The 23,957-nt window shown below is 65.0% G+C and carries 17 protein-coding genes and 2 tRNA genes; 11 read left to right on the top strand and 8 right to left on the bottom strand.

The genetic code is table 11. The features are described 5' to 3' along the window. The first annotated feature begins 159 nt into the window (after positions 1-159). Positions 160-1,005 (top strand): alpha/beta fold hydrolase, encoded by an 846-nt coding sequence (locus MUK71_RS02080; RefSeq protein WP_227929376.1) that lies wholly within the window; start codon positions 160-162, stop codon positions 1,003-1,005. A 9-nt stretch (positions 1,006-1,014) separates the two neighbouring features. Here the strand turns inward: MUK71_RS02080 and MUK71_RS02075 are convergent, their stop codons facing one another. Further along, positions 1,015-3,177: a RecQ family ATP-dependent DNA helicase gene (locus tag MUK71_RS02075; protein WP_227929375.1), complete on the bottom strand. Its 2,163-nt coding sequence runs from the start codon at positions 3,175-3,177 to the stop codon at positions 1,015-1,017. 95 nt (positions 3,178-3,272) lie between these two features. Here MUK71_RS02075 and MUK71_RS02070 point away from each other — a divergent pair, with 95 nt between their 5' ends. Then, positions 3,273-4,679, top strand: a complete 1,407-nt coding sequence (locus tag MUK71_RS02070) for a phosphomannomutase/phosphoglucomutase (protein WP_227929374.1) — start codon at positions 3,273-3,275, stop codon at positions 4,677-4,679. Positions 4,680-4,682: 3 nt separating this feature from the next. Continuing rightward, positions 4,683-5,138, top strand: coding sequence for a hypothetical protein (locus MUK71_RS02065; RefSeq protein ID WP_227929373.1), 456 nt, complete (start codon positions 4,683-4,685; stop codon positions 5,136-5,138). Positions 5,139-5,236: 98 nt separating this feature from the next. Here the strand turns inward: MUK71_RS02065 and MUK71_RS02060 are convergent, their stop codons facing one another. After that, on the bottom strand, positions 5,237-7,120 hold the full coding sequence (locus MUK71_RS02060; protein WP_227905026.1) for a phosphoenolpyruvate carboxykinase (GTP): 1,884 nt from the start codon (positions 7,118-7,120) through the stop codon (positions 5,237-5,239). A 303-nt stretch (positions 7,121-7,423) separates the two neighbouring features. Here MUK71_RS02060 and MUK71_RS02055 point away from each other — a divergent pair. The 4 genes from MUK71_RS02055 (at position 7,424) to MUK71_RS02040 (ending at position 11,905) form a co-directional block, all read left to right on the top strand. Continuing rightward, a tRNA-Arg gene (locus tag MUK71_RS02055) sits at positions 7,424-7,499 on the top strand. A gap of 97 nt (positions 7,500-7,596) precedes the next feature. Next, positions 7,597-9,021 carry a dihydrolipoyl dehydrogenase family protein gene (locus MUK71_RS02050; protein WP_227929372.1) on the top strand — a complete coding sequence of 475 codons (1,425 nt, stop codon included), beginning with the start codon at positions 7,597-7,599 and terminating at the stop codon, positions 9,019-9,021. 134 nt (positions 9,022-9,155) lie between these two features. After that, positions 9,156-9,842, top strand: coding sequence for a heme ABC exporter ATP-binding protein CcmA (locus MUK71_RS02045; protein WP_227929371.1), 687 nt, complete (start codon positions 9,156-9,158; stop codon positions 9,840-9,842). Then, the gene (locus MUK71_RS02040; protein WP_227929370.1) at positions 9,839-11,905 is read left to right on the top strand and encodes a YhgE/Pip domain-containing protein; all 2,067 of its coding nucleotides are present in this window, start codon (positions 9,839-9,841) and stop codon (positions 11,903-11,905) included. The genes MUK71_RS02045 and MUK71_RS02040 overlap by 4 nt, the downstream gene beginning before the upstream one ends. Before the next feature lie 16 nt (positions 11,906-11,921). On the opposite strand, the gene MUK71_RS02035 is transcribed toward MUK71_RS02040, so the two are convergent. The 3 genes from MUK71_RS02035 to upp form a co-directional block, all read right to left on the bottom strand. Continuing rightward, entirely contained in the window at positions 11,922-12,446 is a 525-nt protein-coding gene (locus MUK71_RS02035; RefSeq protein ID WP_227929369.1) for a SixA phosphatase family protein, read from the bottom strand. Between the two features lie 63 nt (positions 12,447-12,509). After that, positions 12,510-13,376, bottom strand: a complete 867-nt coding sequence (locus tag MUK71_RS02030; protein WP_227905015.1) for a winged helix-turn-helix domain-containing protein — start codon at positions 13,374-13,376, stop codon at positions 12,510-12,512. A 534-nt stretch (positions 13,377-13,910) separates the two neighbouring features. After that, positions 13,911-14,543 carry a uracil phosphoribosyltransferase gene (gene upp, locus MUK71_RS02025; protein ID WP_227905014.1) on the bottom strand — a complete coding sequence of 211 codons (633 nt, stop codon included), beginning with the start codon at positions 14,541-14,543 and terminating at the stop codon, positions 13,911-13,913. 74 nt (positions 14,544-14,617) lie between these two features. Between upp and tadA the strand changes: the two genes are divergently transcribed. The 3 genes from tadA (at position 14,618) to MUK71_RS02010 (ending at position 15,812) form a co-directional block, all read left to right on the top strand. Next, entirely contained in the window at positions 14,618-15,088 is a 471-nt protein-coding gene (gene tadA, locus MUK71_RS02020; RefSeq protein ID WP_227905013.1) for a tRNA adenosine(34) deaminase TadA, read from the top strand. A gap of 75 nt (positions 15,089-15,163) precedes the next feature. Then, complete coding sequence (locus tag MUK71_RS02015) at positions 15,164-15,649, top strand: pyridoxamine 5'-phosphate oxidase family protein (RefSeq protein WP_227905012.1); 486 nt, start codon at positions 15,164-15,166, stop codon at positions 15,647-15,649. Between the two features lie 73 nt (positions 15,650-15,722). Then, positions 15,723-15,812 (top strand) — tRNA-Ser (locus MUK71_RS02010). A gap of 99 nt (positions 15,813-15,911) precedes the next feature. On the opposite strand, the gene MUK71_RS02005 is transcribed toward MUK71_RS02010, so the two are convergent. Continuing rightward, positions 15,912-16,337, bottom strand: a complete 426-nt coding sequence (locus tag MUK71_RS02005; RefSeq protein WP_227929368.1) for a nuclear transport factor 2 family protein — start codon at positions 16,335-16,337, stop codon at positions 15,912-15,914. 439 nt (positions 16,338-16,776) lie between these two features. Here MUK71_RS02005 and MUK71_RS02000 point away from each other — a divergent pair, with 439 nt between their 5' ends. Further along, on the top strand, positions 16,777-17,304 hold the full coding sequence (locus MUK71_RS02000; protein WP_227929367.1) for a DivIVA domain-containing protein: 528 nt from the start codon (positions 16,777-16,779) through the stop codon (positions 17,302-17,304). A 498-nt stretch (positions 17,305-17,802) separates the two neighbouring features. Here the strand turns inward: MUK71_RS02000 and MUK71_RS01995 are convergent, their stop codons facing one another. Then, positions 17,803-18,276 (bottom strand): hypothetical protein, encoded by a 474-nt coding sequence (locus MUK71_RS01995; RefSeq protein ID WP_227905000.1) that lies wholly within the window; start codon positions 18,274-18,276, stop codon positions 17,803-17,805. Positions 18,277-18,298: 22 nt separating this feature from the next. Continuing rightward, positions 18,299-23,824, bottom strand: coding sequence for a DUF6531 domain-containing protein (locus tag MUK71_RS01990; protein ID WP_227929366.1), 5,526 nt, complete (start codon positions 23,822-23,824; stop codon positions 18,299-18,301). Positions 23,825-23,957: the final 133 nt, after the last annotated feature.

Raw genomic sequence — 23,957 nt, 5'->3', positions numbered from 1 at the left:
GTCCGCGGATCCGCTGCCGCGGCGTCGGCGGGCCGCGAGCCCGTTTCCCCGGCCACGTGTTTACGGCGCGACGCTGCGGAAATAGTGTCACCTTCGACGCAGAGCGGGTACTGCGCAGCGGATCATTGGTTCCGCAGGGACCGGGAAGAGGAAACCAGTATGGGATACATTGCCGCAGGCACCGAAAACAGCACCACAGTCCACCTCTATTACGAAGACCACGGCGACGGGCAACCGGTGGTGCTGATCCACGGTTATCCCTTGGATGGCTCCAGTTGGGAGCGGCAGACCCGTGAGCTGCTGGCGGCCGGCTACCGTGTGATCACCTACGACCGCCGCGGGTTTGGCCGGTCCGCGATGGCAGGGACCGGATACGACTACGACACGTTCGCTGAGGACCTGAACGCACTGTTGGAGACCTTGGACCTGAACAACGTGGTTCTGGTCGGTTTTTCCATGGGCACCGGCGAGCTGGCCCGGTACGTCTCCCGGTACGGTGCCGGGCGCATTTCAAAACTCGCCTTCCTCGCCTCGCTTGAACCCTTCCTGGTGGCCCGGGAGGACAACCCGGACGGTGTGCCGCAGGATGTCTTCGACGGGATCGAAGCCGCGGCCCGGGAGGACCGGTTCGCCTGGTTCACCAGCTTCTTCTCCGACTTTTACAACCTGGAGGAGAACCTGGGCACGCGGATTAGCCAGGAAGCGGTGACCGCCAGCTGGAATACCGCCGCGGGCAGCGCGCCGATGGCCGCCTACGCGGTGGTTCCCACCTGGATTGAGGACTTCCGGGCGGATGTGGAGGCGGTCCGCGACAGTGGGAAGCCGGTATTGATTCTGCACGGCACAGCGGACAACATCCTGCCCATCGATGCCACTGCCCGCCGGTTCCGCACACTGGTGCCGGAAGCCGGGTATGTGGAGATCGACGGCGCACCCCATGGACTGCTGTGGACCCACCACACCGAGGTCAACAAGGCACTGCTGGGCTTCCTCGCCGAGGGCTGAGGCTGCCGGTCAGGCCTTCAGCGCCAGGACAAAGGGCAGCACCGACTCGGCACCGGCCTCGCGCAGCACCCGGCCTGCTTCGGTCAGGGTCCAGCGGCTGTCCGCGAAATCGTCCACCAGCAGCACCGGACCCGGGTTGGCAGCGAACCAGGCAGCGCCCTCGGGCGGGACGGCGAACTGGTCCCAGACCGACGCGAGCCGGAAGGCGCTGTTGCCGCCCGGGCCGCCGGTAGGCCCGCCGTGCGGGGCCAGCAGGGCGCCCAGATACGGAATCCGGCCCAACTCGGACAGCCCGCGTGCCAGCGAATCCACCAGCTGCGGATGAGACCGGGACGGGACGGACACAATCGCCACCGGGCGCTGCTCCCAGCCCCACTGCGCCAGCACCTGGACGCAGCCGTTGATCAGCGCGGCATCCGCCGGAGCGTCCCCGGCGCCGGGGGCGAAGATCTCCCGCAGCCGGCCGCCCCAGCCCAGATCGGTGAGCCGGGCCAGCGCACGCCCGGAGGAGACCGCCTGGGCCGGCTTGATTTTGCCCTTCACCGGCACGCCCAGCCGGTCCATGCCCGAGGGGTACATACCCCGCGGGTCCACATCCACACCCACCTTGTTCAGTGCCTGTCCGGCGTTGTCCGCCGCCTCCTCGGCAACATCGGAGGCAAACCAGCGTCCGGCACAGTTGTCGCACCGTCCGCACGGCGCCGCAGCGGGATCATCGAGCTGCAGGGAGAGGAACTGCATCCGGCAGCCGGAGGTGCTCTCGTAATCCAGCATTGCCTGCTGTTCCTTCACCCGGGCTGCGGCAATCCGCTCGTAGCGTTCGCGGTCGTAGTGCCACGGCTTCCCGGTGCCCCGCCAGCCGCCGGTCACCTTTTCCACGGCGCCGTCCACGGACAGCACCTTCAGCAGCAGTTCCAGCGGCGAGCGCTTGAGGTTGACCCGGGTTTCCAGGGCTCCGGTGGACAGCACCGCACCGTCGGCCAGTTCCGCGAGCACCGCGTTGGCCGGGCCTTCGGCGGGCATGGAGGAGGTGGCGAAGTACTGCCAGATGTCCCGGTCCTCGGCACCGGGCAGCAGCAGGACGTCGGCATTGGGAGTGCCGCGGCCGGCGCGTCCCACCTGCTGGTAGTACGCCACCGGGGAGGAGGGTGCACCCAGATGGATCACGAAGCCCAGGTCCGGTTTGTCGAAACCCATGCCCAGCGCACTGGTGGCCACCAGTGCCTTGACCCGGTTCTCCTTCAGTGCCGCTTCGGCTTCCTCCCGGTCCGCCGGATCGGTGCGCCCGGTGTACGCGAGTACCGGATGCCCGGCCTTCTGCAGCAGCCGGGCCGTGTCTTCAGCGCCGGATACGGTCAGGGCGTAGATGATGCCGCTGCCTGGCAGCTCCTCCAGGTGGGTCAGCAGCCAGGCCAGCCGGTCCCGAGGATTGGGCAGCCGCAGCACTCCCAGCCGCAGTGACTTCCGTGCCAGCGGACCGCGGATGGTGAAGACGTCTTCCCCGCCGGCGGCCAGCTGGTCCTCTATGTCCTTCACCACACGGCTGTTGGCGGTTGCCGTGGTGGCCAGTACCGGCACGGTGGCGGGCAGCTGTTCAATCAGGTTCCGGATCCGGCGGTAATCCGGGCGGAAATCGTGGCCCCAGTCGGAAATGCAGTGCGCTTCATCAATCACCAGCAGCCCGGAGCGGCGGATCAGTTCGGGCAGGTGCTGTTCCCGGAATCCCGGGTTGTTCAGCCGCTCCGGGGAGACCAGCAGCACATCCACCTCATCGGCTTCCAGCTTGGCGGAGATCTCCTGCCATTCCAGCTGGTTGGCGGAGTTGATGGCCTCCGCCCGGACCCCGGCACGCCCGGCGGCGGCCACCTGGTCCCGCATCAGGGCCAGCAGCGGGGAGACAATCAGTGTGGGTCCGGCACCGCGGGCCCGCAGCAGCAGGCTGGCGACGAAGTACACGGCGGACTTTCCCCAGCCGGTGCGCTGGACCACCAGGGCACGCCGTCCGCCGGAGACCAGCGCCTCAATGGCCTCAAACTGATCCTGGTGGAACTGCGCCGAATCGTTGCCCACCAAGGCCCGCAGCAGCTGCACGGCTTCAGCATGCAGGGCGGGGTTCCGGGCCGCGCCGTCAGAAGGGGCGTCAGAGGGGGCGTCTATATCCGTGCGTTCCATACCTCCACTATCCCAGCCTCCTCTGACTGTTTCCTGCGCCGGATTTCCGGTGTGCACAAGTTCCGCGCCGCAGGCGGCCCTATAGACTGGCCCACGTGAACAATGCATTCGACCTCTCCGCGTCCTTTAAGGCCTATGACGTCCGCGGCGTCGTGGGCGAGACAATCACCCCGCAGATCGTCCAGGCCGTAGGGGCCGCGTTTGTTGACGTGCAGGGCCTGGCCGGACAGACGGTGCTGGTAGGCGGTGACATGCGTCCGTCCTCGCCCGAGTTCATCCGGGACTTTGCCCGCGGGGCCACCGCCCGCGGCGCCGATGTGCTGCTGCTGGACCTGATCTCCACAGACGAGCTGTACTACGCCTGCGGTGTGCTCAACGCTGCCGGTGTCACGTTCACGGCCAGCCACAACCCGGCACAGTACAACGGCATCAAAATGGCCAAGGCCGGAGCCGTGCCCATCTCTTCCGAGACCGGCCTGCGGGAAATCCAGGCCCTCGCCGAGCAGTACCTGAACGGCGCGGGGTTTGACACCGTGGCTCAGCCCGGCCGGATCTCCGTCCGCGACGTGCTCGCCGATTACGCCGGCTACCTGCGCAACCTGGTGGACCTTTCCGGCATCCGCCCGCTGAAGGTTGTGGTGGACGCCGGCAACGGTATGGCCGGCATGACCACCCCGGCGGTCCTTGGCGACAGCATCCTTCCCGGCCTGCCGCTGGACATCATTCCCCTCTACTTTGAGCTGGACGGGTCCTTCCCGAACCACCCGGCCAACCCGCTGGAGCCGGAAAACCTGCGGGACCTGCAGGCCGCCGTCATCGAACACGGCGCCGACATCGGCCTTGCGTTCGACGGTGACGCCGACCGCTGCTTCGTGATTGATGAAAAGGGCGAGCCGGTGAGCCCGTCCGCCGTCACCGCGCTGGTGGCCCGCCGCGAAATTGCCCGTGCCAAGGCAGCCGGGGAGCAGACCCCGGTGATCATCCACAACCTGATCACCTCCCGTGCCGTGCCCGAGCTGGTGGAGCACGACGGCGGCCGCGCCGTCCGCACGCGGGTGGGCCACTCCTTCATCAAGGCCGTCATGGCCAGCGAAGGAGCTGTCTTCGGCGGCGAGCACTCCGCGCACTACTACTTCCGGGATTTCTACAACGCGGATACCGGCATGCTGGCGGCCATGCACGTCCTGGCCGCCCTGGGCGAGCAGAACCGCATCCTCTCGGACCTGGCCCGTGAATACGAACCGTACTTCTCCTCCGGCGAAGTGAACTCCCGGGTCGAGGACGTCCCCGCTGCGCTGGACCGCGTCCGCGCCGAATACGGGCGCGACGGCGTCACGGTTGACGCGCTCGACGGCCTGACGTTCACTTCCGACGACGGCGCGTGGTGGTTCAACCTCCGCGCCTCGAACACAGAACCCTTCCTGCGGCTGAACGCTGAAGCAGAGGACCTGCCCACCATGGAGCGCGTCCGCGACCACGTACTTGAACTAGTGAGGAAATAAAACATGACAGATGTAGAACTGAACGGCAGCGAACCCTCCGCCCAGGTCCAGGAGGATCTGAACTCCCTGATCGGCACGGCCCTGGGCGTCGCCCAGGAGCAGCTGGAAGCGCAGGGCGCGTTCCTGCCCGCCGCACTCGTGGTGCAGAACGACGGCGAACTGCGGATGATCGCTGTTGCACCGGAGGAAAGCGACGAGGACCTCGACGCCGACGCCATGATCGATGACATTTACACGGTGCTTACCGAGCAGAAGGGCGAGAACCGTGCAGTGGCGGTCTTCTCCGACATCCACCTGCCGGAGGAAAACACCGACGCCATCCACGTGGTGACCGAACACTCCGAAGGCGTCTGCATTTCCGCCATCCAGACCTACTCCTCCAACGGGGAAGAGTGGACCTTCAACGAGCCCATCTGGGAGGCCGGCGAACCGATCGTCTGGGCCGCAGAGGAAGCCTAAGCCTCAGCAGTAAAACAATCAGCAGTAAAACAAAAAGGGTGGTCCCGCCGGATTCGGCGGGACCACCCTTTTTCTTCTTCTATCCGTGAGGTTCAGCCTCAGGCTGCGAAGCGTTCCTTCAGCTCAGCCAGCCGGTCCTGAAGCTCCTGCGGCAGGGTGGACCCGAAGCGGGCGTACCACTCGTCGATACCGTCCAGTTCGGTGGCCCACTCCTGCGGATCAACCCGCACTGCCTGCTCCACGTCCTCGGGCGTCATGTCCAGGCCGGTGAGGTCAATGGAATCCCCGGTCGGCACAAAGCCGATGGGGGTTTCCACGGCGCCGGCCTTGCCTTCGAGGCGTTCAATGACCCACTTGAGCACCCGGGCGTTGTCGCCGAAGCCCGGCCACGCAAATCCGCCGTCAGCCGTCCGGCGGAACCAGTTGACCAGGAAGATCTTGGGCAGCGTCTCCTGGTTGGCCTTGCCGCTGAGTTCGATCCAGTGGCGCAGGTAGTCCCCGGCGTCGTAGCCCATAAAGGGCAGCATGGCCATGGGGTCGCGGCGGACCACGCCCACCTGGCCGGCAGCGGCCGCGGTGGTTTCGGAGGACAGCGTGGAACCCATGAAGATGCCGCTGGCCCAGTCACGGGCCTCGGTCACCAGCGGGACCGTGGTCTTGCGGCGGCCGCCGAAGAGGATCGCGGAGACCGGGACGCCGTTCGGGGAATGGTACTCGTCGGCCAGCATGTCAATCTGGTCAATCGGGGTGCAGAACCGCGAGTTCGGGTGCGCTGCCGGGCGGCCGGACTCGGGGGTCCAGTCCTGGCCGAGCCAGTCCGTCAGGTGCGCCGGCGCTTCGTCCGTCATGCCCTCCCACCAGACTCCGCCGTCATCGGTCAGAGCCACGTTGGTGAAAATGGAGTTGCCCTTGGCGATGGCGCGCATGGCGTTGGGGTTGGTGCTCCAGCCGGTGCCGGGGGCAACGCCGAACAGGCCCGCCTCCGGGTTGACTGCGCGCAGTTCCCCTTCCTTGCCGAACCGCATCCAGGTGATGTCGTCGCCGAGGGTTTCGACCTTCCAGCCCTCGATCGTGGGATCGAGGAGAGCCAGGTTGGTCTTGCCGCAGGCCGAGGGGAAGGCAGCGGAGACGTAGTAGTCCTTCTGCTCCGGGCTGGTGAGCTTGAGGATGAGCATGTGCTCAGCCAGCCAGCCCTCGTCGCGGGCCATGATGGAGGCAATACGCAGGGCGTAGCATTTCTTGCCCAGCAGGGCATTGCCGCCGTAACCGGAACCGTAGGACCAGATGGACCGGTCCTCCGGGAAGTGCACAATCCACTTCTCGTCGCTGCAGGGCCAGGCAACATCCTCGGCACCCTCGGCCAGCGGGTAGCCCACGGAGTGCAGCGCCGGCACGAAGAAGGCATCCAGCTCTTCCATCTTCCGCAGCACATCGGTGCCGATCCGGGCCATGATGCGCATGGAGGCCACCACGTAGGCGCTGTCGGTGATTTCGACGCCGAACTTCGGATCTTCGGCCTCGAGGTGGCCCATCACGAAGGGAACAATGTACATGGTGCGTCCGCGCATGGAACCGGCGAAAAGCCCGTTCAGCTTGGTACGCATTTCGGCCGGGTCCATCCAGTTGTTGGTGAACCCCGCGTCTTCGCGCTTTTCCGAGCAGATGAAGGTCTGCTCCTCGACGCGGGCCACGTCCTTCGGATCGGAGAACGCAGCGAAGGAGTTCGGGAAGGTTTCCGGGTTCAGCCGGACCAGGGTTCCGGCATCCACGAGTTCATCGGTCAGGATCCGGTTTTCATCCTCGGAGCCATCGACCCAATACACGCGGTCAGGCTGCGTCAGCTCGGCAACTTCCTTCACCCACGCAAGGAGGGCCTGGTGGGTGGTCGGGGCATCAGCCCCACCGTCTATGCTGTCCAGCGGCTGGCTAGCAGCGTTTTCGCCGCTCTCATCGAGAACTAGCTGACGCGCGTCATCGCCCATGACTCTTCCCTTCGTTGGGTCAGTGGTGTGTTTTGATGCTAGTTGCGCCTTCCGGACGGCTTCGGCTGGAAAGGTCGCACCTTTAGCGGCTGCGACTCAAAGACTCCCTGAAATCCACGAGTTATGTGCCCTCAACCCCAAGTGAATGTGACTAACGTCACATAGACCGGTCTAGTGACGGAGACGTCATCGCTCTCGATTGGCGCTCCCCTCAAAACCCCGCTATAGTTATCTACGGCCAAACAGCCACGGAAGAACTTGAAAGAAACCGGTGAGAATCGGTTTTGATAGACTAGTTCTTATGCGTGCGTAGCTCAACGGATAGAGCATCTGACTACGGATCAGAAGGTTGGGGGTTCGAATCCCTTCGCGCGCACCACTCGGACCCGGTCCGATCAGGACAACCTGATCGGGCCGGGTTTTTTGTTGCCCGCCCACAGGTTGCCCCGGCACCGCGGCAGTGCAAGGCTCGGTCCATGACTGAGACTCTGCAGACCGACGTAATTGTTATCGGCGCCGGCGCCGTCGGCGAAAACGCGGCAGACCGCGTTGTCCGGGGCGGACTTTCCGCCATCCTCGTTGAAGCGGATCTGGTGGGCGGCGAGTGCTCGTACTGGGCCTGCATGCCTTCGAAGGCACTCCTGCGACCCGGCACCGCACTGGCCGAGGCCCGGGCAGTGGCCGGTTCCCGCGAAGCCGTCACCGGCGCCTTGGACACCGGCGCCGTACTGGACCGCCGGAATTCCTTCACCTCTCAGTGGGATGATGCCGGGCAGGCCGACTGGGTCGCCGACGCCGGGATCGAGCTGGTCCGCGGGTGGGCACGGCTGAGCGCACCGCGCGAAGTGGACGTCCGGACCACCGACAGCCGGACCCTGCGCATTTCCGCACGCCACGCCGTCGTGCTGGCCACAGGGTCCACGCCTACCCCTCCCCCGCTTCCGGGGCTGGACACCGTTGATTACTGGGGAACCCGGGAAGCGACCTCCGCACAGGAGATTCCCGGCCGGCTCGTGGTGATCGGCGGCGGAGTTTCCGGCGTGGAGCTGGCCCAGGCCTACGCCCGGCTCGGTTCGGCCGTCACGCTGCTCGCCCGCGGCCCCCTCCTGAAATCCTTTCCGGAACCGGCGCGCAACCTGGTGGAGCAGGGACTGAAGAACGCCGGCGTGGACGTACGGACCAACACTTCCCCCGCCTCGGTCCGGGGAGCCGACGACGGCGGCGTCCACCTTGAGCTCGAGGGCGGTGAAAGCGTAGCGGCAGACAAACTGCTGGTTTCCACCGGCCGCCGCCCGGCACTGGCGGACCTCGGCCTGGACGAGGTGGGCCTGGATCCACGCACCCTGGAAGTCGATGACTCGGGACAGGTGGCGGGTGTGGACGGCGGCTGGCTGTATGCCGTGGGCGATGCCGCCGGAAAGGTACTGCTTACCCACCAGGGGAAATACGAAGCCCGCACCGCGGGTGATGCCATTGCAGCCCGGGCTGCCGGGAAACCCGCGCCTGCCTCGGCTGCCTGGACCCGCTACACCGCCACCGCGGACAAGTACGCCGTACCGCAGGTGGTGTTTACCGATCCCGAGCTCGCCATGGTGGGGCGCACCGTTGAACAGGCACGGGCCGACGGGCTCAACGTGTCCGAAACCTCGCTGGACATTGCCGTGGCGGGCTCAGCGCTGTATGCGGATGATTACACCGGCTGGGCGCAGATGGTGGTGGATGAGGACCGCCGCGTACTGGTCGGGGTGACCTTTGCCGGCCCGGGCGTCTCGGAGCTGCTGCATGCGGCCACCATCGCCATTGTTGGCGAAGTACCCCTGGACCGTTTGTGGCACGCCGTCCCGGCCTACCCCACCATCAGCGAAGTATGGCTGAGGCTGCTGGAGAAATACGGGCTGTAGGACTGCCGCCTGCTGGGACGTGGCCGAACTCTCCGCACCACTATTTGCACTGACCAGTCAGTTTCGCCTAGGTTGGCAGATGCGCCCCGCCGTATGCCCGGCGCGAAGCATCCACGGACAAAAAGGCGAAGACCATGCTCAGTGCGGACAATCTATTCGTGAAGGGGCGCCACAGCCCGCTTCTGCCGCCAACGTCCCTGACGGTCCGCGCCGGGGAGCTGTTCCTTGCCTGCGGCGGCAACCAGTCCGTCCGGACGGCCCTGGCACTGACCCTTTCAGGCCGCATGCGCCCCACCTCCGGTTCCGTTTCCTGGGGCCGCGATCCCCGTCCGGAACATCTGCGCCGGCACGCAGCACTGCTGGATTCGCCCGAGGTCAGCGAACCGGAGCGGCATCTGCGCGTCCGGGACCTGGTGGCGGAGGACCTGGCACTGATTCCCCGCCGCAGCCGGCCGCGAACGGGCGCGTCCGCCTGGCTGTCCGGCGAAGGCCGGGCGGACCTGGGGCCGCTGTGGATTGAGGAACTGGACGCCTCGGCACGGCTGGACCTGCTGCTCCGCCTGGCGCTGGCGGATGCTGCCGTGGACCTGCTGGTGGTTGACTCACCGGACCGCCACGGACCGGACCCGGATGCCTGGCTTCCCCTCCTGGCGGAAGCCGTTTCCGCGGCCGGGCGGCAGGTGACCGCCGTTGCCGTGGTTGCGCAGCTGCCTGCGGAGTGGACCGGACCCTCCGCCGTTGCCGGCGACACGGCAGATACCAATGCAGGTTCCGCGGCGGATACCGCCGGGACCGCCCAAACCGCGAAGGCTTCCGCATGACCGTCTTCCGCCTCGCCCTGAGCGAGCTCAAACGCATGACCGCCGGCATCCTGCCCAAGCTGGCCATCCTTGCCCTGTCCCTGGTGCCCCTGCTGTACGGCGCCATCTACCTGTACGCCAACTGGGACCCTTACGGGAACCTCGACGGCGTCAAGGCCGCGCTGGTGGTTGACGATAAAGGCGCTGACACCGCCGACGGCCGCCTCGACGTCGGCGCTTCGGTGCGGGAGAACCTGCTGGAGGACGGCACCTTCGACTGGGAGATTGTTGACGGGGCCGGTGCTGCCGATGAGGGGGTCCGTGCCGGCAGCTACGAATTCGCCCTGGCCATTCCGGCGGATTTCTCCGCGAACCTCGCCTCAGCCGCAGACCTCGGCGGCGCCCGACAGGCCACCCTGCACGTCACCACCAATGACGCGAACAATTACCTGCTCAGCAGCATCGTGGACAAGCTCACCGCCTCGGTCCATGACACGGTCGCCGCCGAAGTGGGCGAAGAAACGGCCAGCCGGCTGCTGACCGGTTTCAGCACCGTACACTCCCAGCTGGAGGAGGCCGCCGATGGTGCCCGCCAGCTGGCCGACGGCGCTGCCTCCGCGGACTCCGGCGCCGCGGAGCTGGGCACGGGCCTGGACTCGCTCGCCTCCGGAGCCGGGGACCTGGTGGCCGGGCAGGAACAGTTGGCGTCCGGTGCGGATGCCCTCGCTGCGGGGTCAGCTGACCTGTCCGCCGGCGCGGACCAGCTGTCCTCCGGTGCCGGCGAGCTCTCCGGCGGCCTTGGCCAGTTGTCCGACTCCACCGCGCAACTGCCGCAGCAGACCCGGGCCCTGGCCGACGGCGCACGGCAGGTGGCCGATGGGACGGCCACTTTGAACACCACAGTTGCCGAGACCGCCAGGGCTGCCCGGCAGAACGTTACCGACGCCGTCGCCCGGCTGGTGGGCAGCGGCGTCCTGACGCCGGCACAGGCTGAGGCGCTTCAACAGGAGCTGGCCGGCGCACAAACCGGCACGGAGGGGCTGGAACAGCTGCAGGCCCTGGCCGACGGCGCCGCAGAGGTTGCCGCCGGAGCGGAGTCCCTGGCCTCCGCCACGCCCGCACTGACGCAGGGCATCGGTGCCGCCAACGACGGTGCCTCCCGGCTTGCCGCCGGCACTGCGGATCTCTCCGCCGGTGCCGGCGAGCTTTCCGAGGGGGCCGGCACCCTGGCCGCGGGCGAGCAGCAGGCACTGGAGGGTTCCCGGCAGCTGGCCGCCGGTGCGGATTCGGCTGCGGCCGGTGCCTCGACCCTGCAGGACGGACTCGGCCAATTGAAGGAGGGATTCGGGGAACTGGCCGGGCGGCTGGCCGAGGGCGCAGGCAGTGTCCCCAACCCGAATGAGGAGGAGAAGGCCACTGCCTCGGCAGTGATCGCGGACCCGCTGACCGTCAGCACGGTGGACCAGGCTGAGGCCGGAACCTACGGTGCCGGCCTGGCGCCCTACTTCCTGACCCTGGCCATGTGGGTGGGCATTTTTATGCTGGCGCAGGCCATGCGGCCCATCAGCCGCCGGGCCCTTGCCTCCAATGCTCCGCCCTGGAAGATCGCGCTGGGCGGTTGGCTGCCGTTCCTGGCCGTCTCACTGGTTCAGGCCACCGTTCTGTACGCTGCCGTGCGCTTCGGCCTGGGGCTTGATCCGGCCCATCCGGTGCTCGCCTGGGTGCTGCTGCTGATGGCCGCCATGGCCTTCTCGGCGCTGATCCAGGGCATCGTGGCCCTGCTGGGCTCGGTGGGCAAGTTTGTGGTGCTCATCCTGCTGGTGCTGCAGCTGGTTTCCTCCGGCGGCACCTTCCCCTGGCAGACCATCCCGGACCCGCTGCATGTGGCACACAACGTGCTGCCAATGGGACACATGGTAAACGGGCTGCGGCAGCTGCTCTACGGCGGGGACCTGGGGCAGGTGGGCACCGTTGCAGCGGGGCTGCTGCTCTACACCGCCCTGGGGCTGGTGCTGTCCCTGGCCGCGGCGAAGCGGCACCGGCTGTGGACGCTCAAGACTTTGCAGCCGGAAATCGATATTTAGCGCTTAACCGCGGGGCTCAGCCCCGGCGCACCACAAAGTCGGTAATCCGGGCGTCGCGGCCGTCCAGTTCCGCCCACGGCAGCGCGTGTTCCATCACGGTGAGGCCCGACGTCGGATAGCGCGTGGCCATCTCCATCACGGCTTCTTCATCCGAGTCAGGGGAGGCAAGGCGTATGGCCAGTTCCTGCACGCCGGGCAGGTGGGCGATCACCAGCAGGCTGGTCACGGTTTCCGGGACGTGGTTGATGAGGCTGAGGATGCGTTCGGGGGAGGCTGCGTAGAGCCGGTCTTCCAGCTTGGCGGTGGGCGCCTTGTCACCGAGTTCCTTGCAGACCCAGGTGCAGGTCTGCCGTGCCCGCAGTGCCGAGGAACAGAGGATGAAGTCCGGGATGCTGCCGTGCTCACGCATCCACTCACCCGCCAGCGGTGCATCCCTGTGTCCCCGGCCGGAGAGCGGGCGCTCGTGGTCTGCAACATCGCGCGGCCAGTCAGCCTTCGCGTGACGCAGGAGCTGGAGTTTTTTGAGATGGTGGCCGGTCATTTGCCAAGTCTAGCTGCGGACGGAACCCCCGTTCCGTCCGCTGACCGGCCACGCCTCCTGCGTCTAGATGCTGTATTCCGGTGCAGCCCAGACAACAACCTCGGGGTGCTCGTAGAAGCGGTAGCCCTGCCCGCGGACCGTGCGGACGGTGTTGGCCAGGCGGCCCAGCTTGGACCGCAGGCGCCGGATGTGGACGTCGATGGTGCGCTCGTTCGGCACTTCCTCGGCATTGCGCCACAGGCCCGCGAGCAGCTCTTCCCGGCCCACTGTCCTGCTGGCGTTCTCCACCAGGTAGTTCAGCAGCTCGAATTCCTTGAACGTGAGGTTCAGGGTGTCCCCGTCGAGGTGGACTTCCCGCCGTGAGAGGTCAATCAGGACGCCGGACGGGCGCGTTGCCGGCGGAACCTGCGGTGCCGGTACAGGCTGGGCCGCAGGCTGGCGGCGGGCCACCGTGGGATCCCCCAGCGCCTGGCGGACCACCTCGATGTCCGTGCCGGTGGCGCTGGCCGGAGCAAGGGCAACCGCGGCGTGGCTCTGGGCGCCGGGGACCAGGGTCTGGACGTGGGCCCGGATCTCCTGCGCCAGTTTTGTGAGGGACGTGCCGTGCGCGGCAGCGGTGTCCTCATCAAGGCCCACATAAATAACAAACCCGCGGGCAGACGTGTCAGTGCTGACAGACTGCGGACCGGGAATCCCGTTGGGTGTCACCACCGGCATGGGCGCGGTGACGGGGTTGGCATCCTGTCCGGGAAAGGTGCGGAGCGGACGGGCCCCGAGGGTGGACTGGACGCTGTAGGACTGGTTTCCGAACGGCTGGACACCGTAGGAACGGTCGAAACCGCCCCCGGCGGACTGGCGCGGGGAACCTGATCCGGCGCGATTCTGCGCATTGCGCAGGGAGATGTGGACGTAACCGGATGCTACTGACATGTGGAACCTCATCGTGAATCGCCGTCATCACGGCTCGAATGCAGGGGGTGTGCCCGGTCGAGATGGCGCCTGTTATGCCCGTACTTGGGCCTGAGTCTTATCTAAGGAAGGGGGTGGCTCCAGAGATATGCATTCGACAACAGCACGTCTCCTGCGTGGCGCGGACGCCACCGGGGAAGACTGCGACTGGTGCTGTCGTGTTGGTGTTCACGCTTCGGATTATTGCATGTAACAAAGGGGGGCGCGCAAGTAACAATGTCGCTTCCGTCTCACATGGTGGACAGAATGGGTCGTTTTGTGACGTACTTCACAAAACGACATACTGAATAGCTATGCATAAATATGCATAAGGTCTAAACGAGATCGCCGTCGCACCCGTCAGGGGTTTCGAGAACGATGCATGCCTGCCAGCAAAAAAGGCATCCGCACCATAAGCAGGCTTATGGAGCGGATGCCGTCAAGAAAAGAAAGTTGTCCACATACTGGACGGTCCGCGGTGCAAAGCGGGCCGCCCAGGGATGGGAGCCGGTGGCCTTAGACCACGCCGTAGAGGCGGTCTCCGGCGTCGCCGAGCCCGGGCACAATGTACGCCTTTTCATCCAGGCGCTCGTCAATGGAGGCCAGCACCACCGTGACATTGGCATCCTGCAGCTCCTCCTGGAGCACCGAGAGGCCTTCCGGGGCCGCAAGCAGGCAGATGCAGATAACCTCTGCAGCGCCGCGCTTGAACATAAACTTGATGGCTTCACGCAGGGTGCCGCCGGTAGCCAGCATGGGATCCAGAACGAAGACCTGGCGGCCGGTGAGGTCATCCGGCAGCCGCTCTGCGTAGGTGATGGCCTCAAGCGTCTCTTCATTCCGGGCCATGCCCAGGAAGCCGACTTCGGCGGTGGGAACCAGGCGGGTCATGCCTTCCAGCATGCCAAGGCCTGCGCGCAGGATGGGAACCACCAGCGGCGTGGGCTTAACCAGCCCGGTGCCTACAGCGGAGGTCACAGGTGTTTCGATGGGGACCGGCTCTACACGGACAGTCCGGGTGGCCTCATAGGCCAGGAGGGTGACCAGTTCCTCGGTCAGCTGACGGAATACCGGTGACGGTGTGTCCTTGTCGCGGAGAACGGTGAGTTTGTGGGCAACGAGGGGGTGATCCACTACAAGTACGCGCATACCTCAAAACTACCATTCCGGCCCGTCCTTATCCGCGTTCGCCCGCGGGTATGCAGATGCGGGACGATGGTGGCATGCAGCACCTTTCCCGCACCCACGAAGCGTGGATGGACCTTGCCCTCGCCGAGGCCCGGCTGGCCCTGGACACCGGAGACGTGCCCATCGGCGCCGTCGTCCTCGGTCCTGACGGCCGGATACTGGGCACCGGGCGCAATGAGCGGGAGGCCACCGGGGATCCCACGGCGCACGCCGAGGTGCTGGCGATCCGGGCAGCGGCCGAGGCGGTAGGCGAATGGCGGCTCGCCGGCTGCACCCTGGTGGTGACCCTGGAGCCGTGCGCCATGTGCGCCGGCGCCATTGTGCTGGCCCGGGTGCCGAAGGTGGTGTTCGGCGCCTGGGATGAGAAGGCGGGCGCCTCCGGTTCCGTGTTCGACATTCTCCGCGAACGCCGCCTGAATCACTGGGTGGAAGTGTTCCCCGGCGTACGCGAGGAAGAGTCGGCCCGTCTGCTGCGCGACTTCTTCGGCTCGAAGCGAAACCCCTAGGCCTCCGTTCCACCTGCCTGCATTTATACGTAGGCTTACTAAATCCGGAACGCTACAAGCAAAGGAGTTTCCGCAATGGCATCAGAGCAGGACGGACGGGACATTGTTGTCAGCATCCTCGAGAAGGCCAAGATCGCCACGGTAACCACCGTGGACCTGCAGGGAAACCTGGTCAGCCGGCCGCTGCAGCTGCAGGAGGCAGATAAGGACGGGAACCTGTGGTTCTTCACTCCCGACCCCTCCCCCAAGGCCGACGAGGTCCGTGCGAATCCGCACGTGAACGTGGCCATCAATGACTCCAAGGGTTTCCTGTCCATCAGCGGCACCGCCACGGTGACCAAGGACCAGGAGAAGATCGAGGAACTGTGGAAGAGCTCGGTGGAAGCCTGGTTTGAGCACGGCCGCGAGGACCCGGCGGTGGCACTGTTGAAGGTGGATTCGCATACTGCCGAATACTGGGCCTCGGATGAGCCGAAGATCGCCAGCGTGTTCAAGATCGGCAAGGCGGCCGTGACCGGCGGAACGCCCGACGTCGGCAAGAACGACGTCGTCGACCTCTAGTTCCGAGGCTTCAGCGGCGGTGGCGGGGCAGCTTTTGGGTGTTGGGCCCTGAACCCGGTAAGGTTGACGCGTTGGTGACGTGTCCGAGCGGCCGAAGGTGCAACACTCGAAATGTTGTTTGGTGTAAAAGCCAACGTGGGTTCAAATCCCACCGTCACCGCCAGTGAAGAAGGCCCCGGTTCCCTTGCAAAACAAGGGAACCGGGGCCTTCTCGCTATCCCGGGAAATTTTCAGCCGACCTCCCGTTCCATGAACCTCGGCTTCAGTTGAGAACGTTTACGCCGTCACTCATATAAACGTACACACGCTTGAACTTTCCATTTTCCAGGTAAAAGAAATTGGAGTTGGTCAGCTGTACAGCGTTTCCGTCGTTGTCAGTCAGCTCAACGACGAACTGTGAGGCGATCCTTCCGTTTTCAGTGTCGACCACGTGTCGGAAGTGAATGTGCCGCATATGTGTTCTGTAATTTTCAAACAGTTCTTCGTACATCCTCCGAACGTTTGTGTCGCGCCCTTCGTGGACAGATCGAGCGCTTTGCACGGTGGCCACCGCGTCCTCAGTGAAGCAACTCAGCACGCCTTCGGTATCGTATGTATCCACAAAATTGAAATACCGCTCAACCATGTCGATCAAATAACCATAGGTCAGTCCATTGGCTTGAACGGGCAAAGTAGTCAATTCAGTCATGCCATCTCCTTCGAACGAAACCGTCCTGCTGAAAAACACAGGCAAAGTGTTGGAATGGTGCTGCCAACCTAGTCTCTTCGGATGCCGCTGGATACAGTCTGGTGAGAAATTCGCCTGGGCGTCCGTTGGAGGCACAGGATCAAAGAGTAGGAGCCCTTACTTCATCCGGCCTCAAAATGCCATGGATAGTTTTGGCGGCTTCGGCCGATCCCCTGCGCCCATCGAAAGACGACTTTCCGTGTACCTAAATACCCAGCACGTACCGCGGACACATCACACACCGGAAGGGATGGCATTCCTATATGGCTCGGTAGACTGAGGCAACAACGCTCAAAAGGATCCACCGGCCGATGGCCCGAGATTGATCGGGCCATAGACCATGCACAGGTGGCCAGCTCGCGAAAGGTTGCACTACATGTTCACCGGAAGACTGTCTGCAGTGGTGCAGAACGAAACGGAAAACGGCGGCGCTTCTCTGCTGCTCTGGCTGGGGATTGCCGTAGTGGTTTTGGTCTTGATTTATGTGCTTGCCAAAACAGTGAAAGCCAAGGCCGGAGCCGCCACGAAACCCGGTGCCAAATTCCGGCCTTCCCTGACCGCCGAGGACGTCGAGGGCATCAGGTTCAGGCCTCCGCGGCTCAGGGAACGTGGGTACGACGTGGAGCAGGTCAGTGACCTGTTGGACCAAACGGTGCTTGAACTGCGGCGGCTGGCCGACGAGAACCTACGCCTCCAGCAGCAAAAAGCCGATCCCCTAAGCCAGCCAGTCCTGGTGGGCAGCCCGGTGATTACGCCGGATCAGGTAGTGAACCGAAAGTTCCAGACACTGAAAATTCGGCAAGGTGTTTCGCCGGCCGAAGTGGACGATTTCCTGGACCGCGTTGTGCTTGGTCTCCGTCAGTGGAACGCCGAAAATGCGAAGCTCAGGTCTGAGCTTTCAGGCAACACTCTGGGCAACGCTTCCTGATCTGGAAAACGGCCCCAGCCACGGACCGCTTTTCGCCTCCCGGCTTAGCGCCGTCCTTCACCAGAGCGTTTCGTCCTTCGTCAAGCCGCTGACTCGCGGTTTCTTCGGCAGCACTCCGGCATCCACGAACAACGATTCAGCGAATACCCAGTGAAAAACCGGGAACAACAGAACAAAAGGGACACCGAGCCACTAGACACTCATCCGCCCGCCCTTTCCTTGTCGTGCGCGTCCGGCCTTCGAGTAGAGCGCCACATGAAGAACGCACACAGCGAGGCCAGGCCCATAGCAGCACCGCATAGTTTTCGGTTGTGCTCACCCTTCGGCAATGGAACACCGAATACGCGAAGCTCAGGTCCGAGATTTCAGGCAACACTGTGGGGCCTTTTCTCGATCTCTAACTCATGCCCAAATGCCGCAGGTAATGGCAAGGTCCACCAACAGACAGTTCCCCTATCCGCCTGCCTCGGGGAGGCAGGCGGATAGACCTCGGTTGAGTCAGTCGACTTTTTCGTAGGAAGAGACCACCGGCTTCATACCTATGACGTCAAAGAAACCCATCAAGGTGCGCGTCGCTTGGCCCAGTTCGAACTCGAACCTACCTCCCTGCGCCAGCTCGGAAGCCATCTCATCGTTGGCCGCCTGGCCAGATGTATGAATCAAGGTCAACGTCCCGCAGTCCGACGTCCTGATGATTAGCTCCGGCCTCGATCCGACATTACGACCGGCACCACTGTAGGTGCCTCCCTCAGCATCCGTGACAGTGCATTCCATCCGAACCCGGTGGTCGTCGTCATAGGAGTTAATAACGAACGGTCCAACCGTCAGCGCTAGGAAGAGCACCGCAAAGGTGGGCAAAATTCCCCAAAAGGCCAAATTGCTCTTCCAAGACCGTGACGGCTTCTTCGGCGGATCCGCTGAGATGTTGCCCTCGGCTTGTGGGTTCAATTCATCCTCCTCTCCTTTACCCAATTAAATCTGTTCCTCCTAGATACTAATTTGGTAACTCATGGTGTTGAACGATGGGCCCACCGGAGCCGTTTAGTCCGCCGCTGATAATGGCCGGAACTAGATCTTCCGAGCTGGGGATGCCCCCTGCATCAATCGTCTCCTCAATCACCGCCTGGGTAACCCCGGCTACGCGACCCACCGCGTCCTCCACTATCGGTGCCCAAGGTGAAGTAGGAGCCACATGAGCGTTGGCCCCTGGCGGCAGGGGCGGAATCGGCAATCTTGCGGTGGCCACTTCAGAGAGCTTGCCGCTGCCGTAGCCGAACCCTGCATTGACTACGAAGCCCACTCCTCCCGCCTGGATATATCCCCCCGCGGTTCTCTCCCCATCGGGGGTGTTGAGTCTGTAGTCAGCAACGCCGGATGTAGCCCCGGAGACTCCCGCTGAGAGCACACCACGCACCGTACTGCTGGTGGCCTTACGGATAGCGGTTTGCACCGCCTGACTTGCCCCCGATGCCGAGGCTGTCCGAGCCGCTGCCACCGCGCCTTTGGTCAGAGCCCCTGCTGCCACACCACCGGCGAGGCCGCCAAGGCCGCCGACCAGAGCGTCTTTGCCGGCCTGGGCCCAGTCCACTGTCCCGTTCTGGGCCTTCGACGTTGCTATCGACATGCCTCCGCTGATCAATGCACCGGATGCGGCACCAATCAGCGCCACGCCCACCGGACCACCAACACCGGTAAACATAAGGGCTACGCCCAGTGCGACGGCAGCACCTGCCGCCACATATTCCCAGTGACTCCCCAGCGACTTCTGGAAGTCCGCCAATTCAGCATCCGTCAGCGGGCTCAGACCCGTTGGGTCGCTGGCGTTCAGCGGGTTGTTGCCCGCATAGGAATAGGGGTTGCCGTCCCATCCGGCGCCGAGCACCGGGGCCAGCGGGTCAGTGGACAGGAAACCGCGGGCAGCCGGGTCATATGCCCGGGCGCCCAGCCACTCGAGCCCCGCGATGTCCAAGCCTCCGTCGGCTGTCAGACCGATCCCGGCCGGCAGTCCGCCTGCCATCCCGGACAACCCCGAGCCACTGCCGGAAACCATTCCCGGCCCCGGGATAACCGAGGCGCCCAGAACAGCCCACGGATCGGCCTGGTCCGTGGCTCGGGCAGCACGCCACCCCGGCGCCAGCCACCCTTCCCCCATTCCGGTAACCCCTCCGGGCAGGGTCAGGACCTGTTCCGAGCCGAACCCGGCCAAGGCCGGTATTGAGCTGGCACTGTCCCACCACACCGGGCAGCCATCCACGGAGGACAGCTCACCCAAGGCGTCCACCCACACCTCATGCCGGCGCGTTTCCGTACCGTCCGGGGTGCGGTCCAGCGCGACCTGCAGGTAACCCGTGGGGCCCCAGGCGTACTCGGTCCATGACCCGTCCGGACCGATGAGCCGGGAACGGCGTCCCAGGCCGTCATGGACGTACTCCGTCCGACTGCCGTCCTGATTCGTGACAGCTGTCAGTTGGCCTGCGGCATCGTAGTTGTAGGTTCGGGGACCGTCTGGGGTCATTTCCCGCACCAACCGCCCACCGGCGTCATATTCCCACTCGAAGACGGACGTTGCAGAACTGCCCGTGGTTGCTGCGGCAACCAGCTGGCCGGCATTGTCATACCCGTATCGGGTGACGGCCCCGGCACGGGTCAGTCCGGTGATCCTGCCGTCCCCGTCCCTACCGATCAGTGTGGTTTCGGAGGGACTGTCGGTCTCTGCCCGGTCGGTGCGGGTGTGCTCCGCGATGTAGCCGTTCCGGTATTCCCATTCCTGGACCAGCTCCCCGGCCGTGGCCCCGGTCAGGCGTCCGGCCGGATCATAGGCGAACACAGCTTCACCCAGGCGGGGGTTGCGCACGGTTGTCACCCGGCCGACGGCGTCCCGAAGGTAGGTGGTAGTGGTTCCGGCAGCGTCGGTGAACGATGTGCGGTTACCATCCGCGTCATAGTTCCAGGACAGCCCCTGCCCACCGCGGGTGCGTGAGACCAGTTGGCCCCGCCGGTTGAAGCCGAGTTCATGCTCCACCGTCAGCCCGTCCGCGCCGGTGTAGTCGGTAACCACCACACGCCGGTTCAACCCGTCATGATGAGCGCTGGCCAGGAGTTTTCCGTTGTAGGACGTGCTCTCTTCCCGCCCGGCAGCGTCATATACCCAGGTGGTGGTGTTGCCGTCAGGGTCGGTCTGGGAGAGCTGGCGCCCGGCCGGATCGTAGGTCGCCGTGGTGACACGTCCCAGCGGATCGCTGACCGACTCGACTTTGTCGGTTTCCGTGTAGGTGCGGGTGGTCACTCCGCCCAGCGGGTCAGTGACCCGGACCAGCCGGCCGCGGAGGTCGTACTCGAACCGGGTCCGACCGCCCACACCGTTAACCGTTTCAACCAGTTCTCCGGCCGCGTTGTACCTGAACCGGCGGGTGCCGTACCAGGAATCCTGGGAGAAGTTCAGCCGTCCCGCCTTGTCATACCCGTAGCGGGCATTGCCCTGACCGGGGGTCAGCCGCAGAACCAGCCTGCCGCAGAGGTCGTACTCAAAGGTCTCAGCTTCGCCGGTGGGCAGGATCCGGGCAGCCACCCGCTGGTCCGCGTCGTAGACCAGTTCAGTGACCGCGCCCAGGGGGTCGACGGTCTTCCAGGGACGCCCACAGATGTCGTATTCGTACCGGGTCACCGCTCCGGACGGCGAAGTCACGGAGATGATCTTCCCGGAGACATCACGGCCCAGGCGGGTCAGTCCGCCTTCGCCGTCCACCAGTTCCACCGGGTTGCCGGCGGCGTCGTACGTGACCAGCTTCGCGGAACCGTCTTCGGCTTCCTCCCGGATGGGGCGCCCGTACGCATCAAAGCTGTAGCCGGAAGTAGCGAAGGCGCTGGAGACGCTGGACCTGCCTCCTTTCCGGTCCGTGCGTGCCTCTGCACGGACACCGGTCGGGTCGACGACGGCGGTGAGGTGCCCGATCCTGTCATACTCGCGCACCCAGTCATGGCCATCGGGGTCGGTGACGCCGGTCAGGCGGGACAGGGAATCGTGCGTAAAGCCCCAGCGGGCCCCGTCGGGCAGGATCGCCGCGGTCACGTTGCCGAGCTCGTCAAACACCCGCTCGTTGGTCCGGCCCAGTGGGTCGATGGTGCGCACCAGTTCGCCGTTGGCAGCGTACTGCAGCTCGGTCCGGCCCCCGTCGGGGGCGATGGACGCGGTGATCCGACCGGCAGCATCGTGTTCAAAGGTCCAGACGGCACCGTCGGCTTCTTCGCGCCGGACCAGCAGCCCGGCAGCGTTATAGGTGAACCGTGTGGCGGCCCCGGACGGCATGACGGATTCCAGCGGGCGGCCGGCTGAATCACGGAGGATCCTTGCGGTCTCCCCGAGTGCGTTGCGCGTGGCAACCAGGTCCCCATACACGTCGTGCTCAAAGGCGACCGTGACTCCAACCGGATCGGTGATCCTGGTCAGGAGACCGCCCTCCCAGGTGAGCTCGGTACGCCCGCCGAGCGGATCGAGGATCACAGCCGGGTCCCTGGTCAGGTCATCGGCGTATTCATAAGTGACAACGGACCCGGACTCGGTCACAACGGTAGTGATCCGGTCCTGCTCGTCCCACCCATAGGTCAGGTCCGCGCCCTCGGGCGTCACGGTGCGGATCCGGCGGCCGCGGTCGTCATAGGCGTGCACGGTGACGGACCCGTCACGTTCAGTGAGGGACACGAGATTGCCGTGCCGGTCATACGCCATGGACTGGCGCTGATCGTGCGAATCCAGCACCCCGACGAGACGGCCCTTGGTGTCCGCGATCCAGGAGTTGGACCGGGTCCCGTCCTCATCCGAGACAACCGTGACCCGTCCGGGCAGGTACGCGAAGCGGGTGCGGCGGCCGTGCTGGGTCAGCTGCAGGATAACCCGGCCCTGCTCGTCGTAGGTGTTTTCCGCCTCCAGCACCCCGGCGGCGGAGTAGACGGCGTCGATCAGGCCGGCGTCGTTCCACCGGTAGGTCCGGGTTCCGGTTTCCGTGGTGACGGAGATGAGCCGGCCGGCGTCGTCGTAGCCGTACTCCGCCCGCCGCCCGTCGGAGGCCCGCACCACGGCGGCGCGGCCGTTGACATACTCCACGTCGATAAAGCGGCCGCGCACATGTGACAGACGGGTTACTCGACCCGGAACTCCGGTGTCGTCAGATGAATCCTCCCGGTGCACGGACATGGTGCGGCCCGGACCGGACCCGGCACCGAGCCAGACCCCGGCCTGGGTGTAGGCCCACCAGGAACCCTCATTATTCTTCACGAGGAGGATCTCTGCGTTGCCTTCGGGCAGGCTCAGTTCCGACCAAGGCCCAGCTGCAGCCGGCTCACGGGTCAGCCAGTAGTTCTCCCCCACCGCCCGAGCCCAGGCCTCCCCTTCGCGGGGGAAGTCCACGGCTCGGCCGTCGGCCAGGATCCAGCGGCCGCCTTCATCCGAGAGCACCAGGTGCTGGTCCAGCACCGAGGACCAGCCCGGACCGAACACACCGGGGGCTTCCTGCGGCGCCAGGGAGTTATACATTCGGGACAGGACAAGGTTCGAGGAGGCACCGGCACATGCCAGGTCCGTTTCCGGTTCGATGAAGTTGCCCGTGGCTGTGTTGACCGGGTCATTGGCGTACCCGGTGGTCGGAATCGCGCCATAGGCCTTGGGCGGATCAATGGTCAGTCCGTCCCGCGCTATGTCAATGCCGGCAGCGGCGAGTGATGCCGCCAGTGCGGCATCCGACACCACCGACACACCGCCGTTGTTGCCGGCGGACGAGAAGGCACCGGCGACGAGGTCCGCCCAGCGGGCATCGTTCTCATTGGCACCCAGATAGTCTTGATAGGCGCGCATGACACCGGAGGCGTCAACAGCTCCCCACATGCACTGCTCTTTAAACTCCTCAAGGAGACGTTCCAGTGTGGTGAGGGCATTCTTCAGCTCATCGTCCAGCCTGCGTGATCCGGCGGCGAAGTTCCACAGGTTTTCGGGACGTGCGGAGGATGTTCCACCGCCATAGCCCCCGCTGCCCGGGGTCGGATCGTTTCTGATACCTACAACGGGTGCCACGGAGGAGAAAGTGGGCCCGGGAAGGGGCTCGGTGTTTGGCGGCTGCTCACCATCCACTCCGCCGTTCCACCAGTCCAGGAATTTCTCCCACCCGTTGCGGTTGCGGTAGTCCCGGACATACTCATTGTTCTCTTTGCGGCGGTTGTTTTCCTGCTCGGCGTAGAAGATCACCTCGCGGACCAGCCCTGCCACCGAACTCAGTGCGCCTGCGAGGTCTCCTGCACTTTTCGCTGCGGTGGCCGCGTTGGTCTCGAACAGCCTCGAAAAGTAACCCTGAAAGTCCGTTTTGCCTTCGGCCACCAGTGCGGTTCTGGAGCCGGACTGCCCGTATATCCTGACTGCCTCGTTATCGAACGCTGTTGCCACTTCCCTGGCCTTGGCGAAGTTGAATGGCCCGCCGCCGTAACCGGCTGGCGACTCAGGCAGCAACTTCATTTCAACAACATCAGAATCCATAATCAGTGCCCCCCACTGAACAAAAACGGAAAATAGAACAACGCATGCAGTTGCCGCCGCCCGGGAAAACCGCCGGGAAAGGCAGCAGGAAAAGGGCGTCCGCGAGGGACACCATCAGAAACGGACCCGGGAT

Origin of the sequence: Arthrobacter zhangbolii, from assembly GCF_022869865.1 — a bacterium.
GTDB lineage: Bacteria > Actinomycetota > Actinomycetes > Actinomycetales > Micrococcaceae > Arthrobacter_B > Arthrobacter_B zhangbolii.
This window is presented reverse-complemented; position numbering and strand designations above follow the sequence as displayed.

Coding starts and splice junctions, on each gene's coding strand:
- MUK71_RS02065 (WP_227929373.1), top strand. CDS start 4,683: ATGACAGATGTAGAACTGAACGGCAGCGAACCCTCCGCCCAGGTCCAG.
- MUK71_RS02080 (WP_227929376.1), top strand. CDS start 160: ATGGGATACATTGCCGCAGGCACCGAAAACAGCACCACAGTCCACCTC.
- MUK71_RS02060 (WP_227905026.1), bottom strand. CDS start 7,120: ATGGGCGATGACGCGCGTCAGCTAGTTCTCGATGAGAGCGGCGAAAAC.
- MUK71_RS02005 (WP_227929368.1), bottom strand. CDS start 16,337: ATGACTGAATTGACTACTTTGCCCGTTCAAGCCAATGGACTGACCTAT.
- MUK71_RS01990 (WP_227929366.1), bottom strand. CDS start 23,824: ATGGATTCTGATGTTGTTGAAATGAAGTTGCTGCCTGAGTCGCCAGCC.
- MUK71_RS02030 (WP_227905015.1), bottom strand. CDS start 13,376: ATGTCAGTAGCATCCGGTTACGTCCACATCTCCCTGCGCAATGCGCAG.
- tadA (WP_227905013.1), top strand. CDS start 14,618: ATGCAGCACCTTTCCCGCACCCACGAAGCGTGGATGGACCTTGCCCTC.
- MUK71_RS02035 (WP_227929369.1), bottom strand. CDS start 12,446: ATGACCGGCCACCATCTCAAAAAACTCCAGCTCCTGCGTCACGCGAAG.
- MUK71_RS02045 (WP_227929371.1), top strand. CDS start 9,156: ATGCTCAGTGCGGACAATCTATTCGTGAAGGGGCGCCACAGCCCGCTT.
- upp (WP_227905014.1), bottom strand. CDS start 14,543: ATGCGCGTACTTGTAGTGGATCACCCCCTCGTTGCCCACAAACTCACC.
- MUK71_RS02040 (WP_227929370.1), top strand. CDS start 9,839: ATGACCGTCTTCCGCCTCGCCCTGAGCGAGCTCAAACGCATGACCGCC.
- MUK71_RS02050 (WP_227929372.1), top strand. CDS start 7,597: ATGACTGAGACTCTGCAGACCGACGTAATTGTTATCGGCGCCGGCGCC.
- MUK71_RS02015 (WP_227905012.1), top strand. CDS start 15,164: ATGGCATCAGAGCAGGACGGACGGGACATTGTTGTCAGCATCCTCGAG.
- MUK71_RS02075 (WP_227929375.1), bottom strand. CDS start 3,177: ATGGAACGCACGGATATAGACGCCCCCTCTGACGCCCCTTCTGACGGC.